Annotated in this window: 14 protein-coding genes and 1 pseudogene; 7 read left to right on the top strand and 8 right to left on the bottom strand. The window is 70.9% G+C overall.

Annotated features, from left to right (window positions below; translation table 11 throughout):
• From IEZ21_RS45985 to solA, 3 genes and pseudogenes are all read right to left on the bottom strand, one after another.
• Positions 1 to 228 (bottom strand): annotated as a pseudogene (locus tag IEZ21_RS45985) (ABC transporter substrate-binding protein); the annotation flags it as partial.
• Positions 229 to 285: 57 nt separating this feature from the next.
• The gene (locus IEZ21_RS45980) at positions 286 to 1,347 is read right to left on the bottom strand and encodes a succinylglutamate desuccinylase/aspartoacylase family protein (protein ID WP_246568936.1); all 1,062 of its coding nucleotides are present in this window, start codon (positions 1,345 to 1,347) and stop codon (positions 286 to 288) included.
• A 2-nt stretch (positions 1,348 to 1,349) separates the two neighbouring features.
• On the bottom strand, positions 1,350 to 2,489 hold the full coding sequence (gene solA, locus IEZ21_RS45975; RefSeq protein WP_189327764.1) for an N-methyl-L-tryptophan oxidase: 1,140 nt from the start codon (positions 2,487 to 2,489) through the stop codon (positions 1,350 to 1,352).
• A gap of 283 nt (positions 2,490 to 2,772) precedes the next feature.
• Between solA and IEZ21_RS45970 the strand changes: the two genes are divergently transcribed.
• The 3 genes from IEZ21_RS45970 to IEZ21_RS45960 all read left to right on the top strand — a co-directional run bounded on the left by IEZ21_RS45970 (position 2,773) and on the right by IEZ21_RS45960 (position 6,575).
• Complete coding sequence (locus tag IEZ21_RS45970) at positions 2,773 to 3,519, top strand: IclR family transcriptional regulator (RefSeq protein ID WP_189327766.1); 747 nt, start codon at positions 2,773 to 2,775, stop codon at positions 3,517 to 3,519.
• 314 nt (positions 3,520 to 3,833) lie between these two features.
• Positions 3,834 to 4,577, top strand: coding sequence for an IclR family transcriptional regulator (locus tag IEZ21_RS45965; protein WP_189327763.1), 744 nt, complete (start codon positions 3,834 to 3,836; stop codon positions 4,575 to 4,577).
• Between the two features lie 135 nt (positions 4,578 to 4,712).
• A complete protein-coding gene (locus IEZ21_RS45960; RefSeq protein WP_189327762.1) occupies positions 4,713 to 6,575 on the top strand; it encodes an ABC transporter ATP-binding protein in 1,863 nt (620 codons plus the stop codon).
• Between the two features lie 31 nt (positions 6,576 to 6,606).
• Here the strand turns inward: IEZ21_RS45960 and IEZ21_RS45955 are convergent, their stop codons facing one another.
• The 3 genes from IEZ21_RS45955 to IEZ21_RS45945 are packed head-to-tail and all read right to left on the bottom strand — an operon-like array spanning position 6,607 to position 12,283.
• Positions 6,607 to 8,046, bottom strand: a complete 1,440-nt coding sequence (locus IEZ21_RS45955) for an NAD-dependent succinate-semialdehyde dehydrogenase (protein ID WP_189327761.1) — start codon at positions 8,044 to 8,046, stop codon at positions 6,607 to 6,609.
• Complete coding sequence (locus IEZ21_RS45950) at positions 8,043 to 11,018, bottom strand: FAD-binding and (Fe-S)-binding domain-containing protein (protein WP_189327760.1); 2,976 nt, start codon at positions 11,016 to 11,018, stop codon at positions 8,043 to 8,045. The genes IEZ21_RS45955 and IEZ21_RS45950 overlap by 4 nt, the downstream gene beginning before the upstream one ends.
• The gene (locus IEZ21_RS45945) at positions 11,015 to 12,283 is read right to left on the bottom strand and encodes an aspartate aminotransferase family protein (protein WP_189327759.1); all 1,269 of its coding nucleotides are present in this window, start codon (positions 12,281 to 12,283) and stop codon (positions 11,015 to 11,017) included. Before IEZ21_RS45945 ends, IEZ21_RS45950 begins: the two co-directional genes overlap by 4 nt.
• Before the next feature lie 239 nt (positions 12,284 to 12,522).
• On the opposite strand from IEZ21_RS45945, the gene IEZ21_RS45940 reads away from it, so the two are divergent.
• The 4 genes from IEZ21_RS45940 to dacB all read left to right on the top strand — a co-directional run bounded on the left by IEZ21_RS45940 (position 12,523) and on the right by dacB (position 18,955).
• Complete coding sequence (locus IEZ21_RS45940; RefSeq protein ID WP_189327758.1) at positions 12,523 to 14,271, top strand: PucR family transcriptional regulator; 1,749 nt, start codon at positions 12,523 to 12,525, stop codon at positions 14,269 to 14,271.
• Positions 14,272 to 14,438: 167 nt separating this feature from the next.
• Entirely contained in the window at positions 14,439 to 15,638 is a 1,200-nt protein-coding gene (locus IEZ21_RS45935) for an AAA family ATPase (protein ID WP_189327757.1), read from the top strand.
• A gap of 20 nt (positions 15,639 to 15,658) precedes the next feature.
• Positions 15,659 to 17,287, top strand: a complete 1,629-nt coding sequence (locus IEZ21_RS45930; RefSeq protein WP_189327756.1) for a VWA domain-containing protein — start codon at positions 15,659 to 15,661, stop codon at positions 17,285 to 17,287.
• Between the two features lie 414 nt (positions 17,288 to 17,701).
• Positions 17,702 to 18,955 carry a D-alanyl-D-alanine carboxypeptidase/D-alanyl-D-alanine endopeptidase gene (gene dacB, locus IEZ21_RS45925; RefSeq protein ID WP_189327755.1) on the top strand — a complete coding sequence of 418 codons (1,254 nt, stop codon included), beginning with the start codon at positions 17,702 to 17,704 and terminating at the stop codon, positions 18,953 to 18,955.
• Between the two features lie 264 nt (positions 18,956 to 19,219).
• On the opposite strand, the gene IEZ21_RS45920 is transcribed toward dacB, so the two are convergent.
• Positions 19,220 to 19,414 carry a DUF397 domain-containing protein gene (locus tag IEZ21_RS45920; RefSeq protein WP_189327754.1) on the bottom strand — a complete coding sequence of 65 codons (195 nt, stop codon included), beginning with the start codon at positions 19,412 to 19,414 and terminating at the stop codon, positions 19,220 to 19,222.
• The coding region (locus tag IEZ21_RS45915; protein WP_189327753.1) for a DUF5753 domain-containing protein at positions 19,411 to 19,991 on the bottom strand (581 nt) is incomplete at its 5' end. The genes IEZ21_RS45920 and IEZ21_RS45915, both read right to left, overlap by 4 nt.

The following is a 19,991-nucleotide window of genomic DNA, read 5'->3' as shown; positions in this document are numbered from 1 at the left end:
GGTCTCCTGCGTGAACGGCGTGTAGATCGCCTTCTGCAGGGCCGCGCCGAAGGAACCGCCGCTGTCGCGGACGACCACCGTCTTGCTGCCCTTCCCACCGCTGCCGGTGGACGTGCTGCGGCTGGTGCCTGTGCCGCAGGCGCTGAGGGCGGTCGCGGCGGCGAGACCCGCCGTGGCTCCGCCGACGCCGCGCAGGAAGAGCCTGCGATCTATACGGGCGTCTCTCATGGTGTGCCTCCTGAGGGTGGTGCTACGGGGGAAGAGGGGACGGCTGGGGATGGGGGTCTAGGGGCGGGGGTCCGCCTCGTCGGATCCGCGGCCCATGCCGGGGACCGAGAGGGTGTCGGGGCTCGGGGCCGTGTCGGGGTCCCACGGGATGGCCAGGGCGGCCAGTTCGGTGCCGGGGGCGACGGTCAGGCCGTGCATGCCGTAGATGATGCGTCCGCCGGCCGGGGCGTGGACCGTGTGCTCCGTGCCGTCGGTCGGGTCGATGATGCGGCCCAGAACGTCGCCCTCCGCCACTTCGCCGATGACGTCGGCGTCGAAGGAGAACTCCGGGTACCACAGGCCGGTGGCCTCGGCCGTGACGCCCGCGGACCAGACCCATTCGCGGATCGGCGCCGGGGCGGAGTCGTCCGGGTCCAGTACGCCCAGGTGGCGCAGTGCCCGGAACAGACCGTCGACGCGGCGGCGGGCCGTGGCCCCGTCACGCTGCCCGAGTTCGCCCACCTCAACGAGTACGGCCGAGATGCCCCGGCGGGCGGCGGCGGCGTGGCTGTTGCCGCCGTCGGCGTTCAGCCCGATCATGAGGTCCTCGATACCGAAGGAGCCGGCCAGTTCGGCCGTCGCCTTGTCGAGGTCCGGGTCACCGGTGAGGCGGTAGCCGACGAAGTCCCGCAGGACCTGGTCGATGCCCCCGCAGTGCAGGTCGACGTAGACATCGGCGCCGTCCACCAGGTTCGCGAAGAGCCAGGCGGCCAGCCGCTCGGTCGGGCCACCGTCCGGGTCGCCGGGGAAGACACGGTTGATGTTCACGCCGTCCACCGGGGAGACGTTGAGCCGCCCCTGATACACGGCGTTGGGGTTGGCGACCGGACAGATGATCACCTGCCCGGACACCTCACCGGGTTCCAGCCTGTCCGCCAGGCGCACGACGGCGTCGATGGGGGTGAACTCGCCGCCGTGCACCCCGGCGGTGATGACGACCCGGGGGCCCGGGCGAGTGCCGTTGACCAGGGTCAGCGGAATGTCCGCGGTGAGGGTGCCCAGGTCCGCCCGGACACTGCCGCGCACCTTGGTACCGGGCCCGGCCTCCAGGGAGCCGATGGAGAGGGTGGTGTCGCTCATGGTCATGCCTCCGTACGGCCGACGGTGGAGATGAAGTCGATGGGCTGCGGAGAGGCGCCGTCCAGCGCGAGGTCGGTGGCGATGTCGCCGAAGGCGGGCGAGAGCTTGAAGCCGTGGCCGGAGAATCCGGCGAGCAGGATCACGTTCTCGGCGCCGGGCAACGGGCCGACCAGCGGACGGCTGCTCTCGGTGTAGCCCTCCATGTAGACGGAGAGCCGGGTCGGGTCCGGGTGCAGGTCCGGCAGGTAGCGGCCGATCAGCTCGCTGAAGATCTCCAGCTCCTCCGGCTGCACCGTCCGGTCCAGCTCGTTCGGGTCGCCCGCGGGGCGGTGCAGGGCGCGGGAGAGGCCGAGCTTGACCGAGATGCCGTCCGGGGAAGGCAGGCCGTAGCAGTGGGTGGGTGCCGTACGGATGAACGCCGGGCGCTCCTCGCCGAACCAGGCCTCGGGGGTGGTGGGCACGTACCAGGCGCTGACCAGTCGGCGGACGTCCACCTCCCACGGCAGGTCGGGCAGCAGGTCGTTGACCCAGGGACCGGGGGTGACGACGGCGGTGTCGAAGCGCTCGCTGCCGGCGTCGGTGCGGATCTCCACGCCGTTCGCGACGGGGACGATCTCCCGGACCGTGGTGTAGCGGTGGATGACGGCGCCCAGCTGCTCGGCGCGGCGGGCGGCGGTCTGGATGGTCAGCTCGGGGCGGATGAAGCCGGCGCGGCGGTCGAGCACGGCCGCGTCGCCGTCCTCGATGCGGTACTGGGAAAAACGTTTCGTCAGAGACTCGGCATCGAGCACGTCGTGGTCGAGGTCGTGTTCCGCGATGGACTGCAGGACTGTGGCCATCTGATGGTGATCGGTCGGCCCCATCAGGAGGCACCCGGTCAGACGGCGCAGCTCACGGCCGGTCTCCTCCTGGAGCTGCCCCCATAGGGTGTCGGCGTGCTTGAGCAGCGGGACGTAGCGGGAGTCCTCGAAGTGCGCGCTGCGGAAGATGCGGGTCTCGCCGCCGGCGGCGCTGCGGTCGTGGCCGGGGGCGAACCGGTCGTATCCGACGACCTCGGCGCCGCGGGCGGCCAGGCGCCAGGCGGCCTGGCTGCCCATCGTTCCGACGCCGACGACGGCGACGCGCTTCCTGGCAGCTGACACAGGACTTTCCTTTCGTATCGCCGGGGCACATGCTGGGCCCCCGACGTGAGGCTGATCGATTCGAGGTCGTTCAGGCGGGGCCGGGCCCTTCGTCAGGCCCACAGCTCGCAACCGTCGTGTCTCGGGGTTCCGGCTCATGTCTCCGGGATTCCTCCCTGAGGAGCCGTGCCACATTGTGGAACGCCGTGCTAGAATCTGGCACGAGAATGACAGCGGCTCGGAGGGGAGTCAAGAGGGTGTCCAGCAGAAATTCCGAGGGTTAACAGGGGGAAATCGGATGGAAATGAAGAGCGTCACCAGGTCGCTGCGCATCCTGGAGGCGGTCGCCCAGCATCAGCCGGTCACAGTTGGGGAGTTGACGAAACTCTTCGGAATCCCGAAGTCCACGGTGCAGCGCACCCTGGTCACGCTGGCGGAGGCCGGCTGGCTGCGAGCCAACCGCAGGGACACCACCCGCTGGGAGATCGGCGCCCGCGTCCTGGCCGTACGGCCGGCCGCCCTGCAGGGGTCCAGCCTGTTCGCCGCCGCCCGCGAGCCCATGATCCGTCTCCGCGACGCGGTCAACGAGACCATTCACCTGTCGGTGCCCGACGCCCTGCAGTGCATGGTCGTGGTGGACCGCGTCGACTGCGACCACGCCGTACGGACCTTCCACACCATCGGCGACACTTCTCCGCTGCACGCCACCGCCGTCGGGCGTGCCATCCTCGCCCACCTTCCGAAGCGGGACGTCGAGGAACTCGTCGCGCGGGGACTGGAACGGTTCAGTGACACGACCCCCGCCGACCCCGACGCGCTGCGCGCCGAGCTGGACCGCATCCGCACCGACGGGTACGCGATCAACGCCAACCAGTTCCGCCCGGACGTCTGCGCTCTCGCCGCGCCCGTACTCGGCGAGGCCGGAACACCGCTGGCCGCCGTGGCCATCTCGATGCCCGACTCCCGGTACGAAGCGGACCGGGCGCCCGAGTGGGGCCGCCTCGTCGCCGACACGGCCACGGAGATCACCGGACGCCTGGCGGGCGCCTGAGCGGAAGGCGGTGGCCCGAGAGCCCCGCACCCGGGCAAGGGCCGGCTCGCACGTGCAAGCGTGGGAGCCGGCCCTTGCTCCACCCGCAGACCGGGTGCGATCCGGTGGGACGTACGGCCAGGGGAGGAGGGGGCCGTCGTACATCCACCGCCCATCCGCCCAGTCCCTGTCTCACGCCTACTCCCACCAGCGTGTATGCCAGTATGTGGAACACCATGCTAGAATCTGGCACGACATGTCCACGACTCCGGAGATGGAGTCAGGAAGTGAGCACGACGCAGCTACACAACTGACGGGAGGCACCGGAATTGGAAATGAAGAGCGTCACCAGGTCGCTGCGCATCCTGGAAGCGGTCGCCCAGCACCAGCCGGTGACCGTGGGAGAACTGACCAAACTCTTCGGACTGCCCAAGTCGACCGTGCAGCGCACCCTGGTCACGCTCAACGAGGCCGGCTGGCTGCGAGCCAACCGCAGGGACACCACCCGCTGGGAAATCGGCGCCCGCGTCCTGGCCGTACGGCCGGCCGCCCTGCAGGGGTCCAGCCTGTTCGCCGCCGCCCGCGAGCCCATGCTCCGCCTCCGCGACGCGGTCAACGAGACCGTCCATCTGTGTGTACCGGACGCGTTGCACTCCATGGTCGTCGTCGACCGCGTGGACTCCGACCAGGCCGTACGGACCTTCCACACCATCGGCGACACCTCGCCGCTGCACGCCACCGCCACGGGGCACGCCGTGCTGGCGCACCTGCCGAAGGCCGACGTGGACGAGATCGTCACGCGCGGGCTGGAGAGCTACAGCGACTCCACGCCCACGGAACCCGCGCAACTGCGCGCCGAGCTACGTCGTGTCCGTACCGACGGCTACGCCGTGAACCGCAACCAGTACCTGCCCGGCGTCTGCGCCATCGCCGCGCCCGTCCTGGACGAGGACGGCAGCCCACTGGCCTCCGTGGTCGTTTCGATGCCCGACTCCCGGTACGCCCCGGACCGCCTGCCCGAGCTGGGCCGGCTGGTCGCCGACACCGCGGCGGAGATCACTGCCCGACGCCTGGGGTGACGGCGGCCCACCCACGGCAACCCACCCACCGACTTGGTCCAACACCTCTGGCATCTCAGGGTGTTGAGAAAAACGCTTGGACTCGGCGGGCTCCGTCGCGGGACACTGCGAACCCTTCGACAACACAGGGTGAGCATGGAATCGCAGTCTGTATCGCACAGGGCGCTGCCGGGCAGGGGCCCGGTGCTCCTCGCACTTCGTTACTACGGACGGGAGTTGGCCCGGCTCCGGCGGTGGACGGTGCCCGGGATGCTGCTGCCGGCGCTGGGCAACATCGGCATCTTCTACATCGCGCCTCTGGTCGTCGCCAAGCTCGTCGGCCGTATCGCCGACGACGCCGACATCACCATCGGCTCGACACTGCCGTACGTCCTCGGCTTCGCCGGCATTCTGCTGCTCGCGGAGACGCTGTGGCGCATCGGCATGCACTGCCTGAACCGCGTGGACGCCCTCGGCGTCGAGCACCTGTACGTGATCGGCATGGACGAGCTGTTCGCCAAGGACGCCACGTTCTTCCACGACAACTTCGCCGGGTCGCTGACCAAGCGGGTGCTGAGCTTCGCCTCCCGTTTCGAGGAGTTCGTCGACACTATGACGTTCCAGGTCGTGGGCAGGTTCGTGCCGCTGGTGTTCGGGTCGGTGGTGCTGTGGCGCTACGAACCGCTGCTCGTGGTCGGGCTGTTGGCGATGATCGCACTGACGGCGCTGTGTGTGGTGCCCCTCGTCCGCCGCCGTCAGGCCCTCGTCGACCAGCGCGAGGAGGCGATCGCCCGGGTGTCGGGCCATGTCGCCGACAGCCTGATGAACATGGACACGGTCCGGGCCTTCGCCGCCGAGGAACGCGAGGCCGCCGAGCACCGCTCCCACGTCGCGGCGTCGCGGCGGCTCATGCTGAAGTCGTGGGACTACGGCAACCTGCGCATCGACACCCTGGTCGCGCCTATGTCGGTGCTGACCAACGCGCTGGGCCTGCTGCTCGCGGTCATGCTCGGCGGGGGCGGGCACGGCGTGGAGGCGGTCGTGGTCGCCTTCACGTACTACAGCAACGCGACGCGGATCATGTTCGAGTTCAACCAGATCTACCGTCGCCTGGAGAGCTCGATGACGGAGGCCGCGCAGTTCACCGAACTGCTGCTGACGCCGCCGACCGTGCTCGACCCGGCGTCGCCGGAGCCGCTGCTGCCCGGAGCCGCCGACGTCCGCTTCGAGCAGGTGACCTTCGCCCACGCGGGCTCGGAGCCGCTCTTCGAGGGCCTCGACCTGGTGGTGCCCAGCGGGACGAAGATCGGTCTCGTCGGCCGGTCCGGCGGGGGCAAGACCACGCTCAGCCGGCTGCTGCTGCGGTTGATGGACATCGACGCGGGCCGGATCCTGATCGGGGGCCAGGACATCAGCAGGCTGCGCCAGGCCGACCTGCGGGGCCTGATCGCGTATGTGCCGCAGGACCCGGCGATGTTCCACCGCACGCTGCGGGACAACATCGCGTTCGCCCGGCCGGGCGCCACCGACGCCGATATCCGCCGCGCGGCCGAGGCGGCGCACGTCACGGAGTTCGCCGACGCGCTGCCGGACGGCTTCGACACCATGGTGGGCGAGCGCGGCATCAAGCTGTCCGGCGGACAGCGCCAGCGCGTCGCTCTCGCCAGGGCGATCCTGCGCGACGCGCCGATCCTGCTGCTCGACGAGGCGACCAGCGCCCTGGACTCCGAGAGCGAGATCCTCGTCCAGGAGGCGCTGTGGCGACTCATGGAGGGGCGGACGGCGCTCGTGGTGGCGCACCGCCTGAGCACGGTCGCCGGCATGGACCAGCTCGTCGTCCTCGACCGCGGACGGATCGTCGAGCAGGGCACGCACCAGGAACTGCTCGCGTCGGACGGCGCCTACGCGAAGCTGTGGCAGCACCAGTCGGGCGGCTTCCTCGACGAGAGACCCGTCGAGGAAAGCCCCGTAGACGACAGCTCCGTCGACGACAGCCCGGCGCGGGCCGAACTGCACTGAACGCGAGCCGGTCCTTCCAAGGGAGGCGCGCTCAGCCCACCGGCATCGCCAGGTACTGGTACTCCAGGAACTCCTCGATCCCGACCCGGCCGCCCTCCCGGCCGAGCCCCGACTGCTTGATGCCGCCGAAGGGTGCGGCCGGGTTGGAGACGAGGCCGGTGTTGAGGCCGACCATGCCCACCTCCAGGCGTTCGCTGACGCGCAGGGCGCGGTCGAGGCCCTCGGTGAAGAGGTAGCCGACGAGGCCCCAGGGGGTGTCGTTGGCGCGGCGTACGACCTCGTCCTCGTCGTCGAAGGTGAGGATCGCGGCCACCGGGCCGAAGATCTCCGTGTCCATCAGGCGGCTGCCGGGGACCACGTCGGCCAGCACGGTCGGCGGGTAGAAGCGGCCGGGGCCCTCGGGAGCGGTACCGCCGACGAGCACGCGGGCGCCGCGCTCCACCGCGTCGGCCACCAGTTCCTCGACCTTGGCACGGCCCGCGTCGTCGATCAGCGGGCCCACGTCCACGCCGTCCCGGGTGCCGGGACCGACGACCAACGCCCCCATCCGGGCGGCCAGTCGGCGCCCGAACTCCTCGGCCACCGACCGGTGCACGAAGAAGCGGTTCGCCGCTGTGCACGCCTCCCCCATGTTGCGCATCTTTGCGACCATCGCGCCGTCCACGGCCTTGTCCAGGTCGGCGTCGTCGAAGACGACGAACGGCGCGTTGCCGCCTAGCTCCATCGACGTACGCACGACAGTGTCGGCGCACTGCGCGAGCAGCAGCCGCCCGACGGCCGTGGAGCCGGTGAAGGACAGCTTGCGGATCCGGCCGCCGCGCAGAAGCGGTTCGCACACCTCGCCCGCGCGGGAGGTGGTGACGACGTTCAGCACGCCGTCCGGCAGTCCCGCCTCCTTGAGGATCCCGGCGAGGGCGAGGCTGGAGAGCGGGGTCTGCGGGGCCGGCTTGAGGATCATCGTGCAGCCCGCCGCGATCGCGGGGCCGATCTTGCGGGTGCCCATGGCCAGCGGGAAGTTCCACGGGGTGATCAGCAGGGAGGGCCCGACCGGGCGGCGGGTGAGCAGCATGCGGTTGCGGCCGTCGGGCAGGGTGCCGTAGCCGCCCTCGATCCGTACCGCCTCCTCGGAGAACCAGCGGAAGAACTCGGCCGCGTACGCCACCTCGCCGCGGGCCTCGGCGAGCGGCTTGCCCATCTCGGTGGTCATCAGCAGGGCGAGCTCGTCGGTGCGGGCGAGGATGATCTCGTGCGCGCGGCGCAGGATCTCGCTGCGCGCCCGGGGTGCCGTACGGGCCCACTCCTCCTGTGCCTCGACGGCGGCGTCCTCCGCAAGCCGGGCGTCCTTGGGTCCGGCGTCGGCGACGTGGGCGATGATCTCGCCGGTGGCTGGGTCGTCGACGGGCATGGTGGCGCCGTCCGCGGCGTCCACCCAGGCGCCGCCGATGAACAGTTGCTTGAGTACGTCGGTCATGAGGGCTCTCCTGGCTGGTGCGAGTGCGGGTGCGAGTGGGCGGCGGGGTCGAGGAGTTCGGCGAGGTGTACGGCGCGGATGCCCCGGTCACCGGCGAGGTGGTCCACCTGCGTGGCACAGCTGAAGCCGTCGGCCACGACGGGCAACGAGCCTTCGCCGTCCGGGAGTTCGGCACGATCAGTGGGTTCGGCGCGACCGGCGGGCTCGGGGAGATCGGTGAGTTCGGTGCGATCGGCGAGTTCGTCGAGGCGCGGGCGCAGGGCCAGATCGGCTACGGCCATCGAGGTGTCGTAATGCTGTTCCTCGAAGCCGAAGTTGCCCGCGAGTCCGCAGCAGCCCTCGGCCTCGTCCACCTTGCGCACGCCGAGTTTGCGCAGCAGGTCGGCCGGTCGGCGGCTGCCGAAGGTGGCGTACTCGTGGCAGTGCGTCTGGAGCAGCACCGATTCGGGGAGCGGCGGCGGGCTCCAGTCCGGTGCGGCGAGGTCGGTCAGGGCGCCGGTGAGGGTGTGGACGCGGGCCGCGACGCGCCGGGCGGCGTCGGTGCCGAGCAGTTCGGGCACGTCCCGCTTGAGGGCGGCGGCGCAGCTGGGTTCCGCCACGACGATCGGCAAGCCGTCGCCATCGCCGTCGTCCAGGCGGGCGACCGTACGGGCCATGACGCGGCGGGCCACGGACAGTTGGCCGGTGCTGACCCAGGTCAGTCCGCAACACAGCCCGTCCTGCGCCGTGTTGGGGATTCCGGCGTCGGCGAGTACGCGCGCGGTCGCACCCGCCACATGGGGGCGGAAGGCGCGGGTGAAGCTGTCGACGAAGAGCAGCGCCTTCGACGGTTCGCCCGTCTTCGCCGCGCGCAGGACCTTGCGCCTGGCACGCCGGGAGGCGAAGGCCGGGATCCGGCGCTTCGTGGTCACGCCTCCGAGGCGGGCGAGCAACGTGCCCACCGGTCCACGCAGCAGGGCATTCACCGGCCGGGCCGCGTATCCGGCGAGCGCGGCGCTCAGGGGCAGCCAGCCCAGCGAGTAGTGGGAGCGGGGGCGGAGCCGTCCCTTGTAGTGCTGGTGCAGGAACTCCGCCTTGTACGTGGCCATGTCGACGCCGACCGGACAGTCGCTGGAACACGCCTTGCAGGACAGGCACAGGTCGAGGGCATCTTTGACCTCGGTCGAGCGCCAGCCGTCCTGGACGGTGCCGCCCCGCACCATCTCCTGGAGCAGCCGGGCCCTCCCCCGCGTGGAGTGGTTCTCCTCGCCGGTGGCCCGGTAGCTGGGGCACATCACGCCGCCCGCGTCGCTGCGGCAGCGGCCGACGCCGACACAGCGGCGCACGGCGCCCTCGAAGCCGTCCTCGTCGTGCGGGAAGGAGAAAAGGGTCTCGACGGGCAGCACGACAGTGGGCGTGTGCAGCGCCAAGTCGGCGTCCAGGGCGGCCGGTTCGACGATGATGCCGGGGTTGAGCAGCCCGTCCGGGTCGAAGATCTCCTTGAAGGCGGCGAACGCCCGGATCATCTGGCGGCTGTACATGACCTCCAGCAGTTCACCGCGCGCCCGCCCGTCACCGTGCTCGCCGGACAGCGTTCCGCCGTGCCCGACGACCAGGGACGCCGCCTCGGTGAGGAACCGTCGGGTGGCGGCCCGCCCGGTGTCCGTGGCGAGGTCGAAGTCGATGCGTACGTGGACGCAGCCCGCGCCGAAGTGCCCGTACAGCACGCCGGTCAGTTCGTGCGTGGCCAGCAGTTTGCGGAAGTCCCGTAGATAGGCGGCCAGTTGCTCGGGGGCGACCGCCGCGTCCTCCCAGCCGGGCCAGGACTCCCCGCCGTCGACGAGACGGGCGGCGAGCCCTGCGCCGTCCTCGCGCACCCGCCACAGCGAGCGCCGCTCCGCCACGCTTTCCACGACCCGGCCGCCGGTCAACCGGCCCCGGGCCTTGAGTACGGCCAGGAGTTCGGCCGCGCGGGAGGCGACCAACTCCTCGTCGTCGCCGTCGAGTTCAACGTAGAGCCAGGCGCGCCCCTCGGGCAGTCCGGTGACGGAGTCCGGGCCCCGGCGGGCGCGCATGGTGGCGACGATCGCCTCGTCCATGCCCTCCACGGCGGTCGGAGTCCAGCGCAGGATCTCCGGTACGTCCTCGGCCGCGTCGACGACGTCGTCGTAGCCGAGGGTCAGCAGCGCCGTGGCGGGAGCCGTCGCCACGAGCCGTACGGTCGCGGCGGTGACGACCGCGCAGGTGCCCTCGGTGCCGACCAGCGCGCGGGCCAGGTCGAAGCCGTTCTCCGGCAGCAGACGGTGCAGGTGGTAGCCGGATACCTGGCGCGGGATGCGGCCCAGCTCGGTGCGGATCGGAGCCAGGTTGTCGGCGATCAGGTTCCGGATGTCCTGTTCCAGGCGGGAGACGTGTCCTGCGGCATCGGAGTCGACCGGGTGCAGCCCGGTGTGGTCGGCGATGGCGCGTACGCCGTCGGCGGTGACGATCTCCAGGGCCTCGATGTGGCCGCTGGTCCGCCCATGGCGCACCGACCGGTTGCCGCAGGCGTCGTTGCCGATCATGCCGCCGAGGGTGCAGCGGCTGTGCGAGGACGGGTCCGGGCCGAAGGCCAGCCCGTACGGGCCGGTCGCGCTCTGGAGCGCGTCGAGGACCACCCCGGCTTCGACGCGCGCCGTGCGCGCCTCCGCATCGATGTCCAGGACCCGGTTCATGTAGCGGGAGAAGTCCAGGACCACGCCGGGTCCGACGGCGTTGCCCGCCATGCTGGTGCCCCCGCCGCGCGCGGTGACCGGGACGCCCGTGTCACGGCAGGCCCGCAGCACCGCGCACACGTCGTCGGCGCTGCGGGGGAAGGCCACTGCCTGCGGCGGGACCCGGTAGTTCGAGGCGTCGTAGGCGTACGCGCCGGTCCCTCCCGCACCGGTCTCGATCCGCAGTCCGGGAGCGGTCCGGGCGAGCTCGTCGACCAGGCGCGCGAGGGAGTCCGTCATCGCTGCGACGCTCCTGCGGTACCGGCCTCGACCGCGGCCGACCACGCCTGGAGGCCCTCGTCCACCGCCGTCTCGTCGATGACGAGCGCCGGGATCATCCGTACGACCTGGTTCCAGGCCCCGCACAGCAGCAGGAGCAGGCCCTCGTCGATGGCGGCGCGCTGCACGCGGGCGGCCGTCTCGGGGTCGGGGCTGCCGTCCTCGGTGACGAACTCGCTGGCCAGCATCAGCCCCAGGCCGCGTACGTCCCCGATGGCGGGCGTCCGCTCGGCCACTGCCTCCAAGCCGGTGCGCAGCCGCTGGCCCATCGCGTCGGCGTTCTCGACGAGCTTCTCGTCGCGTACGACATCGAGGGTGGCGCAGGCCGCGGCGCAGGCGACGGCGTTGGCGCCGTACGTACCGCCCTGCGAGCCCGGCCACGCCTTGGTCATCAGCTCCTCGGAGGCGGCGATGCCGGAGATCGGGAAGCCGCTGGCCAGCCCCTTCGCGGTGATCAGGATGTCCGGGGTGACACCGAAGTGGTCATGACCCCAGAACCGGCCGGTGCGGCCCACGCCGGTCTGCACCTCGTCGAGGATGAGCAGGAAGCCGTGCCGGTCCGCGCGCTCCCGCAGGCCCTCCATGAAGGCGCGGTTCGCGGGCACGTAGCCGCCCTCGCCGAGCACCGGCTCGACGATGATCGCGGCCGTGTCGGCGGGCGAGGAGATCGTCTGGAGGGTGTAGTCGAGCTCCTGGAGGGCGAAGCGGGTGGCGGTCTCCTCGTCCCAGCCGTAGCGGTAGGTCGACGGGAACGGGGTGACGACCACGCCGCTCATCAGCGGGGAGAAGCCGGAGCGGAAGCGGGTGCCGGAGGTGGTCATGGCGGCGGCGGCCACGGTCCGGCCGTGGAAACCGCCGTGACAGACAAGGACGTTGGGGCGGCCGGTGGCCTGCCGGGCCAGCCGCAGTGCCGCTTCGACGGCCTCGCTGCCGGAGTTGGTGAAGAACAGGCTGTCCAGGCCGGACGGCAGTACCTCACCGAGCTTGTCGACAAGTCGCTGCAGAGGCTGGTGCATGACCGTCGTGTACTGGCCGTGGATCAGCGTGCCCACCTGCTCCTGCGCCGCCGCCACCACCCTGGGGTGACAGTGCCCGGTGCTGGTGACGCCGATCCCGGCGGTGAAGTCGAGGTAGCGGCGGCCGTCCTCACCGTAGAGGTGGACGCCCTCGCCCCGGACGGCCGTCACGGGCGTGGCCTGGCGAAGGTGCGGCGACAGTGCGGTCATGTTCGTCTCCCGGCCTTACGTCGTGATCTGCGTGGTCTGCTTACTCCTGCATCCCGAGCATTTCCGCGGCCACGCACGGCAACAACGCGCGATCTGTCCGGCGGGGAGGCGGTGTTCGGACGTTGTGTCAACCGCGCTGGGCGACGAATGGCCGTCCAGCGCCGCAGCAGCCCACGTCGGACTGCTCTTGCGCAGGTCAGCGACGCTTGTCACAGTGTCCGGGCGTGCAGGGAGGCACTGTGAGCGAGAACCACCGAACGACCCGCTCGCCGGACGCGGCTGAGCAGGATGCCACTGCGTCCGAGCGTAGACCCGCCGCAGTCGGCACGCTCACCGTCGCCGACGTGCTGGCCCTTCCCGTCCTGGCCTCGGGGCAGCCGCAGGTCCTCACCGGCGAGGACCGCCTCGACCGGCCGGTCCGCTGGGTCCACATCACCGAACTGACCGACCCCGCCTCCTTCCTCAAGGGCGGCGAACTCGTCCTCACCACCGGCATGCCTCTCCCCGAGGACCCCACAGGCGTACGCCGCTACGTGGACGAACTCGCCGACATCGGGACAGCGGCCCTGGTCATCGAACTCGTACGCCGCTACCACCGCCCGCCCGACGCCCTCGTCCACGCCTGCCGCACCCGCGGCCTGCCACTGGTCGCCCTGACCAAGGACGTCAACTTCCTGGAGGTCACCCAGGTCGTCCACGCGCTCCTCCTCGGCAGCCAGGCGGACGCGATGCGCAGGACCCAGCGGATCCACGAGGCGTTCACCGCCCTGACGCTGCGCGGCGCCGGCCCCGAGGACGTCGTACGCGCCGCGGCGGAGATGAGCGGCCACACGGTCGTACTGGAGAACCTGGTGCACCAGGCGCTGATCTGCGAGCCCTCCGGCAGCACGGTGGAGGAGGCGCTCACCGGCTGGGAACAGCGTTCCCGGGCCACCCCGCCCGCCGAGCACACGGACGTCCGCGGACCCGAGAGCTGGCTGGTGACACCCGTGGAATACCAGGGCGAACGCTGGGGCAGGGTGGCGATGCTCCCCGCACCGTCCGGCCCATCGTCATCGGCTCACGGGGCCTCGGCGGCTGCCAGGGCACTCGCGCCGGAGGACGTCACCGTGCTGGAGCGGACGGCGATGGCCCTGACCATCGCCCGCCTCATCCACTCCACCCCCTGGGAACGGACCGCCCACCGAAGCGCCCTGCGGGACCTGGCCGAGCAGCGCCACCGCTCCCCGGCAGACGCCCGCGCCCGCGCCGCCGCCCTGGGCCTGCCGACCGAGGAGCACCACTTCCTCGCCGTACTCGTGGACATGCGCGGCATGCGCGACACCCACGACCCCGGCGAGCTTCGCGACCTCCTCCCGGAAGACGACACCGCGGAGCCGGAAACCCTCTTGTCCGCGGAACTCCGCACGGCAGGGCCCCCGGCACTCGTCGGCGAACTGGCCCCCGGCCGCCTCGGCATCCTGCTGGCCCTGCGCCCCGCCCAGCCCTGGCGGCCCACGGTCGAACGGCTGAGCCGCACCGCACTCGACCTGGACCCGCACACGGTCGTCAGCGTCGGCTCCGAGGTCACGGACCTCTCCGACACCGCCCGCTCCTTCCGCGAGGCGGCCCGCGTGGCCGAGGCGACCCCGCCCGGCCGCCCCCTCCCCCCGGACCGTTCCTTCCACGAACTGTCCGACATCGGCCTGCGCCGCCTGTTGTACGCGCTCCGCGAGGACCCCCGCATCCAGGAGTACGCCGAACGACAGCTGGGCCGCCTCATCGACCACGACACCCGACACGGCACCGACCTGCTGACGACCCTGCGCCACTACCTGGACGCCGCGGGCAACAAGACAACCACCGCACGCCGCGGCTCCCTGTCCCGGGAAACCGTCTACCAACGCCTGCGCACCATCGAGCGCCTCCTGGACTGCGACCTCGAATCCGGCGAACGCCGCACCGAACTGCACGCGGCACTCACGGCCCTGGACGTGCTACGAGCTTGAGGCGGGCTTGAAGCGGGCGGTACCGCGATCGCCGAAGCTCCGAAGAGTGAGAACGAGTTGTGGGAACCGATCGAGGGCTCGGAGAGTCTTCCCGGTCTCCAAGTATCTTGCTCGGGCAGAGGGCCGTCGCGTCAGCCCAACAGGGCGGCGCGGGCAAGGAGTTGAACATGGGTTTACCGGACGCGCAGGACACGGCCAAGAGGCTGCGGGCGATCAGCGACGAGCTGTCGGACCGTTTCTACGAGCGCGCCGACGTGGTGCGGACGCTGGTGGTGACGCTGCTGGCCGGGCAGCACTCGTTGGTGCTCGGCCCGCCCGGAACGGCGAAGTCCGAGATGGCCCGGGAGCTCACGGGCAGGGTCGAGGGGGCGTCGTACTGGGAGATCCTGCTGTCGAAGTTCACCGCGCCGACGAGGATGTTCGGTCCCATCGACGTCGCCGCGCTGGCCCGGGGTGAGTACCGCCAGGTGTACGAAGGCCGCGCCACGACCGCGCATGTCGCGTTCATCGACGAGATCTTCAAGTGCTCCACGGCGGCGCTGAACGAGACGTTGGGCTACCTCAACGAGCGGATCTACCACCCCGAGAACGGCGGCGAGCCGATCCGCTGCCCCTTGATCGGAGCCATCACGGCGAGCAACGAACTGCCCGTCGGAGAGGATACGGCCGCGATCTACGACCGGCTGTTGGTGCGGATCGAGGTCGGATACCTGGCCGACCCCTCGAACTTCGCCGCGCTGGTGCGCTCCGCCGTCAGCCGCCCGGCTGCACCGACACGGACGACCATCGAGCTGGCCGCGTTGCAGCACGCCGTGACCGAGGCCGTCCCGGCCGTGGACGTCCCCGAGGTGATCGTGGACGCGGTGTGTACGCTGCGGGCCGCCCTGCGCCGCAAGGAACTCGTCGCCTCCGACCGCCGCTGGCGGCAGGCGGTGGGCCTGCTCCAGGCGTCCGCGTACCTCGACGGCCGCCCGGCGGTCGCCGAGACCGACCTGTCAGTGCTGACCCACGTGCTGTGGGACTCCCTCGCCGAGCGCCCGGCCGTCGAGCGCGAGGTGCTGCAACTGGTCAACCCCGACGCCAAGGAGGCGCTCGACCTGGCCGACACCATCGATGAGCTGGAGGCCCAGCTCGACGCCATGGCCGGGCAGTCCCGCGAGGCGCTGAGCGACTGGGTCATCAAGAAGGCCCACAACCAACTCGCCATGGCGGGGAAGCGCCTTGAGAAGCTGCGCGAGGAGGCGGCGGGCGCCGGCCGATCCACCGCCGCCATCGACCGGGTCACCGGCCGCCAGCGCGCCGTCCGCGCCCGCGTTCTCACCGAGGCCCTCGGCATGGACGCGAGCATGGTGCAGGCCCAACTCTGAACAGCGGGGAGCTCAGGGACATGGGCGAGACGGGCGAGACGGGTGAGAAACCGAGCAAACTGGGCGAGCTGACGAGCCGGGCCGGGACGTGGCTGAGCCTGTCCGCCGCCGCTCCCGAGCGGCACACCGCGGCCGTGGTCGCGGACCGGTTCGAACGGATCACATGGCGCGACACGTACGACCAGTCGGCCGGACTGCGCGAGCTGGCCGAGGAGCTGAACGAGCACTACGACCACACCGCCGACCTCCTCATCGACGCGTTCCTGGCCGCCTACAAGGTCAGCCCGCGGTTGCGCGAGCGCGCGGAGATGGCCCCCTCCTGGCTGGTCAACCACCAGGTCATCACGTCACTGGTGGAGTCACGGGAGTTCGCCGAGCTGCACCGCGAGACGGCCGGCGACCCCTACGCCGCCGCCATGGCCGTACTCGCCCAGGCCGCCGCGCTGCGCCGGTTGCTGGAGCACTCCCGGGATGCCCAGGAACAGGCCGAGCAGGCGAAGCAGGCCCAGCGGGACGCCGAAGGCGCGGCGACCGCCGTGGGCGAGGCGCTCCAGCAGGCCGCCGACGAGGAGGGCACCGTGCCGGCGTCGGCCGCCGACGCCGTACAACGGGCGATCGAAGCCGCGGAGGCCTCCAAGGCCGCTGCGCAGCAGTCCGCCCAGGCCGCCGCGCAGGCCCTCACGGCGGCGGTCCCCGGCATCCGTGCCGCCGCGCGGAACGCGGCGGCAAAGGCCACCGAGGCCGTACGCGAGGAGGCCGCGCTGATGCGGGCATGGGGCGTCGGCCCCGGCGAGCTGGAACGGATGCCGTTCGACCAGCGGGCCCGGCTCGCCGAGCGGCTGCGCACCAGCCGTCTCGCACAGTGGGCCGAACTGATCGGCCGTTTCCGGCAGATGGCGGTCGGTGAGCGTGCTCGCAAGGTGGAGAACGCCGCCGGGGAGCTGGTCGGCGTCACCCTCGGCAACGATCTCTCCCGCGTCATCCCCTCCGAACTGGCGGGCCTCGGCGTGCCCGAGCTGCGCGCGGTGTTCGCCGCGCGCTACGCCGCCGGGGAGCTGATGCTCTACGACAGCCAGGGAGAGCAGACCACCGGCCGAGGCGCCATCATCGCGTGCGTGGACACCTCACACTCCATGTACGTGGAAGGGCCCGGCGGAGTCACCCGGGAGGCGTGGGCCAAGGCGTGCGCCCTGGCGCTGCTGGACCAGGCCCGCCATGCGAAGCGTGACTTCGTCGGCATCCTGTTCTCCGCCGCCGACAAACTCCAGGTCTTCCGCTTCCCGGCCGACCGGCCCGCCGACATCGACCGGACCCTCGACTTCGCGGAGACCTTCCTCGGCGGCGGCACCAGCTACCAGAGGCCGCTGACAGCAGCCCGCGAGCTACTGGAGGAGGAGTTCAACGACGCCGCCCGCAAGCGCGGCGACATCGTGATGCTCACCGACGACGAATGCGACGTCACCGAGGAATGGACACGCGGCTGGAACGACGCCAAACACCTACTGGGCTTCCGCGTCTTCGGCGTAGCCATAGGCACCCCGCCCGCCGCCGAAGCCGGCTCGGTCCTGGACGCCCTGTGCGACAACCTCCGCTCCATCGAGGACCTCACCGACGTCCACGCGGCCGCGGACCTCTTCCGCGTGATCTGACCTGCCCCACAAGATCGCTGACGAGGACAACTGAGGAACCGCACGACGCGCAGGTCACACAAGGACCTGAGCCGTCGCCATCCCAGCACCGTGCGCCTGGAACACCTTGAATCGTGTGACCCTCAAAACTTACTCACCGGTCGGGATATTTGACTCTTACCGCGGCCCCGACCCCCAGCAGACACTCAGGTCTCCGCGAAGCCGCCGTCCGATTCTCGGGGAGGTCTGTACGGGCGGGCAGGCTACGCGCCCCTCTCTCCCCATCGAGCCAACGGAACTGCCATGTCAGAAATCACGGTTGGCAGGAGCGGTACGAGCCTTCCGCCGCTCCGCTCCTCAGTGTCGGCATCCATCCCCCGGCACAGCACCCACGGCGGCGCGTCTGCCGGCGGGCGTCATCGCAAGCGAAAACCCATGAGCCCGACGGCCCGGCGCATGCTCGGTCTCACCGCGACCGGACCCATCATCGGATCCATCCTGGCGGGCCACTCGGCCTTCGCGGCCGACGGCACCCCTCTGAGTCCGACCGACCAGAAGATCGCCGACGATCTGGAGTCCCGGATCAAAGAGGCCGGCCTCGGCGCCAATCTCAGCGGCTTCGTGATGGACGCCGAGTCCGACCGTGAGATCTTCGGCAACAACGCGTCCACCGCGCTGATGCCCGCGTCCAACACCAAACTCGCCACCGCGACCGCCGCCCTGACCGCGCTGGGCCCGGACCACCGCTTCACCACCCGCGTCGTCTACGGCGACGGCACGCTCACCCTGATCGGCGGCGGCGACCGGGTCCTGACCACCGACGATCTCTCCGCCCTCGCGAAGACGGCCGCCGACGGCCTGTCCGCCGCCGGCCTGACCTCGGTCAAGGTGCGCGTCGACGACAGCCTCTTCCCCGAGCCCGCACTCGCCACCGGCTGGACCGACGGCTACTTCCCGGACGTGGTCTCCCCCGTCCGGCCCCTGGTTGTCGACGGCAACCCCGTCATGGACACCTCCCTCGATGCTGGGGAGGTCTTCGCCGGGCTGCTCGCCGACCAGGGAATCACCACGGACGGCACGGTCGTCCGAGGCACCACTGCCGCCGGCGACGTGCCGGTCGCGAGCCACAGTTCTCCGCCACTGTCCGAGATCGTCAAAAGGATGATCCTCAACAGCGACAACAACATCGCGGAGACGCTGCTGCGGATGACCGCGATCGCCGCCGGGCAGCCCGCCACGTTCGAGGGCGGGGCGACAGCCGTGCGCACGGTACTCAGCGAGGAGTACGACGTTCCGCTCGACGGCGTGGAGTTGTTCGACGGCAGCGGGCTGTCCCGTTCCGCCCGGATACCCGCCACCACTCTCGCGGACCTGGTGGATCTGCTGACCGACCCACGCCACAAGACCGTCCTCGGGCCGATCCTGGACGGGCTCCCGGTCGCGGGCGAGACCGGCACTCTGGGGCCCGGCCTCGGCCGTTTCGACACCGAACCCAGCATCTGCGCCACGGGCGAGGTCCAGGCCAAGACCGGCACTCTGACCGGCGCCCTGGCCCTGAGCGGTCTCACCGTCGGCCAGGACGGGCGCTGGAAGGTCTTCTCCTTCGTCGAGAACGGCGCCTCTGCCGACCCTGCCGACACCAAGGAAGTCCTCGACGGCCTCGCCGCCACCGTCAACGGCTGCTTCTGAGCCGGGGCCGGGTCCGGTACCGGAGCTCTGAACCCGGCCGAATTGAAGCGCGCCCACGCCTGGCTGACGGTGAGGGGTTGGCCAAGCGCGAGGAGGCTCTGCGCACCCACGGCCAGCAACGCGCGGTCGGGTGCGATTTCCCTCGTCGGGGTGAGCACGTCACAACTCCCCGGCGATCGACTCGCGTCAGGTGGACTGACCATCTGACGGCCATCCCGGCGGCGTACGCCACCAGCGTCACCGCCGGGATGCGCAGATTCAGCCTCAGGCCCTCGGCGCGGAGCCCACGAACCCCACGAACTGCGACCATCCCTCACGCCCGACGGCGAAGTGAGGACGCGTCACGTCCTTGGAGTCCCGTACGTGGATGGCCTGTTCGGTGACAGCGACCTCCACGCAGTCGTCACCCTGGCTCCCGCTGTAACTGGACTTGAACCAGGCAAGTTCCGACGTGCTCATAGCTCTCCTCGCAGTCGCTCCAACAGGCCCCGCGAGTCTTGGGGGTTCAGGGCCTGCGAGCGCAGTGTGTCATAGCGCTGCTGGAGGAGGATCACCTCTTTCACGTCGGCAATCAGCCGCCCGTTCTGCTGCCCCTCGGAGTACGCGAACCGCCGCCCCTCCGCCGTCTCCAGGAGCCGCACAGGTCCATCCAGACACGAATGCAACCCGCCTTCCAGTGGGACGATTTGAAGCGTCACGTTGCGCGGAGCACTGTGCTCCAGCACGTGGTCCAACATGTCCCGCATCTGCTCCGTGTCCCCGTACCGACGCCGAAAGACATGCTCCTCGACGATGAAGCTGAAGGGGACGATCGGCCGCTCGTACAGCATCCTCTGCCGTTCCGTCCTCACCGCGAGCAGAGCCTCCAGCCGCTCGTCCGAGACCACCGGAATCGTGCCCTCGAACACCGCCCGCGCATACCCCTCCGACTGCAACAGCCCCGGCACCAGCCTGCACTCATACGTACACAGGCTGACCGCCAACTTCTCCAGCCGAGCCCACCGCCGGAACCAAGCCGCCAGCCCCGCCTCCCCCC

Origin of the sequence: Streptomyces flaveus (genome assembly GCF_014647675.1) — a bacterium.
Classification (GTDB): domain Bacteria; phylum Actinomycetota; class Actinomycetes; order Streptomycetales; family Streptomycetaceae; genus Streptomyces; species Streptomyces flaveus.
Note: the sequence above shows the minus strand (reverse complement) of the source record. Positions and strands in the feature narration are given on the sequence as shown.

Coding starts and splice junctions, on each gene's coding strand:
- IEZ21_RS45965 (WP_189327763.1), top strand. CDS start 3,834: ATGAAGAGCGTCACCAGGTCGCTGCGCATCCTGGAAGCGGTCGCCCAG.
- IEZ21_RS45970 (WP_189327766.1), top strand. CDS start 2,773: ATGAAGAGCGTCACCAGGTCGCTGCGCATCCTGGAGGCGGTCGCCCAG.
- IEZ21_RS45955 (WP_189327761.1), bottom strand. CDS start 8,046: ATGACCGACGTACTCAAGCAACTGTTCATCGGCGGCGCCTGGGTGGAC.
- IEZ21_RS45935 (WP_189327757.1), top strand. CDS start 14,439: ATGGGTTTACCGGACGCGCAGGACACGGCCAAGAGGCTGCGGGCGATC.
- dacB (WP_189327755.1), top strand. CDS start 17,702: ATGAGCCCGACGGCCCGGCGCATGCTCGGTCTCACCGCGACCGGACCC.
- IEZ21_RS45980 (WP_246568936.1), bottom strand. CDS start 1,347: ATGAGCGACACCACCCTCTCCATCGGCTCCCTGGAGGCCGGGCCCGGT.
- IEZ21_RS45920 (WP_189327754.1), bottom strand. CDS start 19,414: ATGAGCACGTCGGAACTTGCCTGGTTCAAGTCCAGTTACAGCGGGAGC.
- IEZ21_RS45960 (WP_189327762.1), top strand. CDS start 4,713: ATGGAATCGCAGTCTGTATCGCACAGGGCGCTGCCGGGCAGGGGCCCG.
- IEZ21_RS45950 (WP_189327760.1), bottom strand. CDS start 11,018: ATGACGGACTCCCTCGCGCGCCTGGTCGACGAGCTCGCCCGGACCGCT.
- IEZ21_RS45945 (WP_189327759.1), bottom strand. CDS start 12,283: ATGACCGCACTGTCGCCGCACCTTCGCCAGGCCACGCCCGTGACGGCC.
- IEZ21_RS45930 (WP_189327756.1), top strand. CDS start 15,659: ATGGGCGAGACGGGCGAGACGGGTGAGAAACCGAGCAAACTGGGCGAG.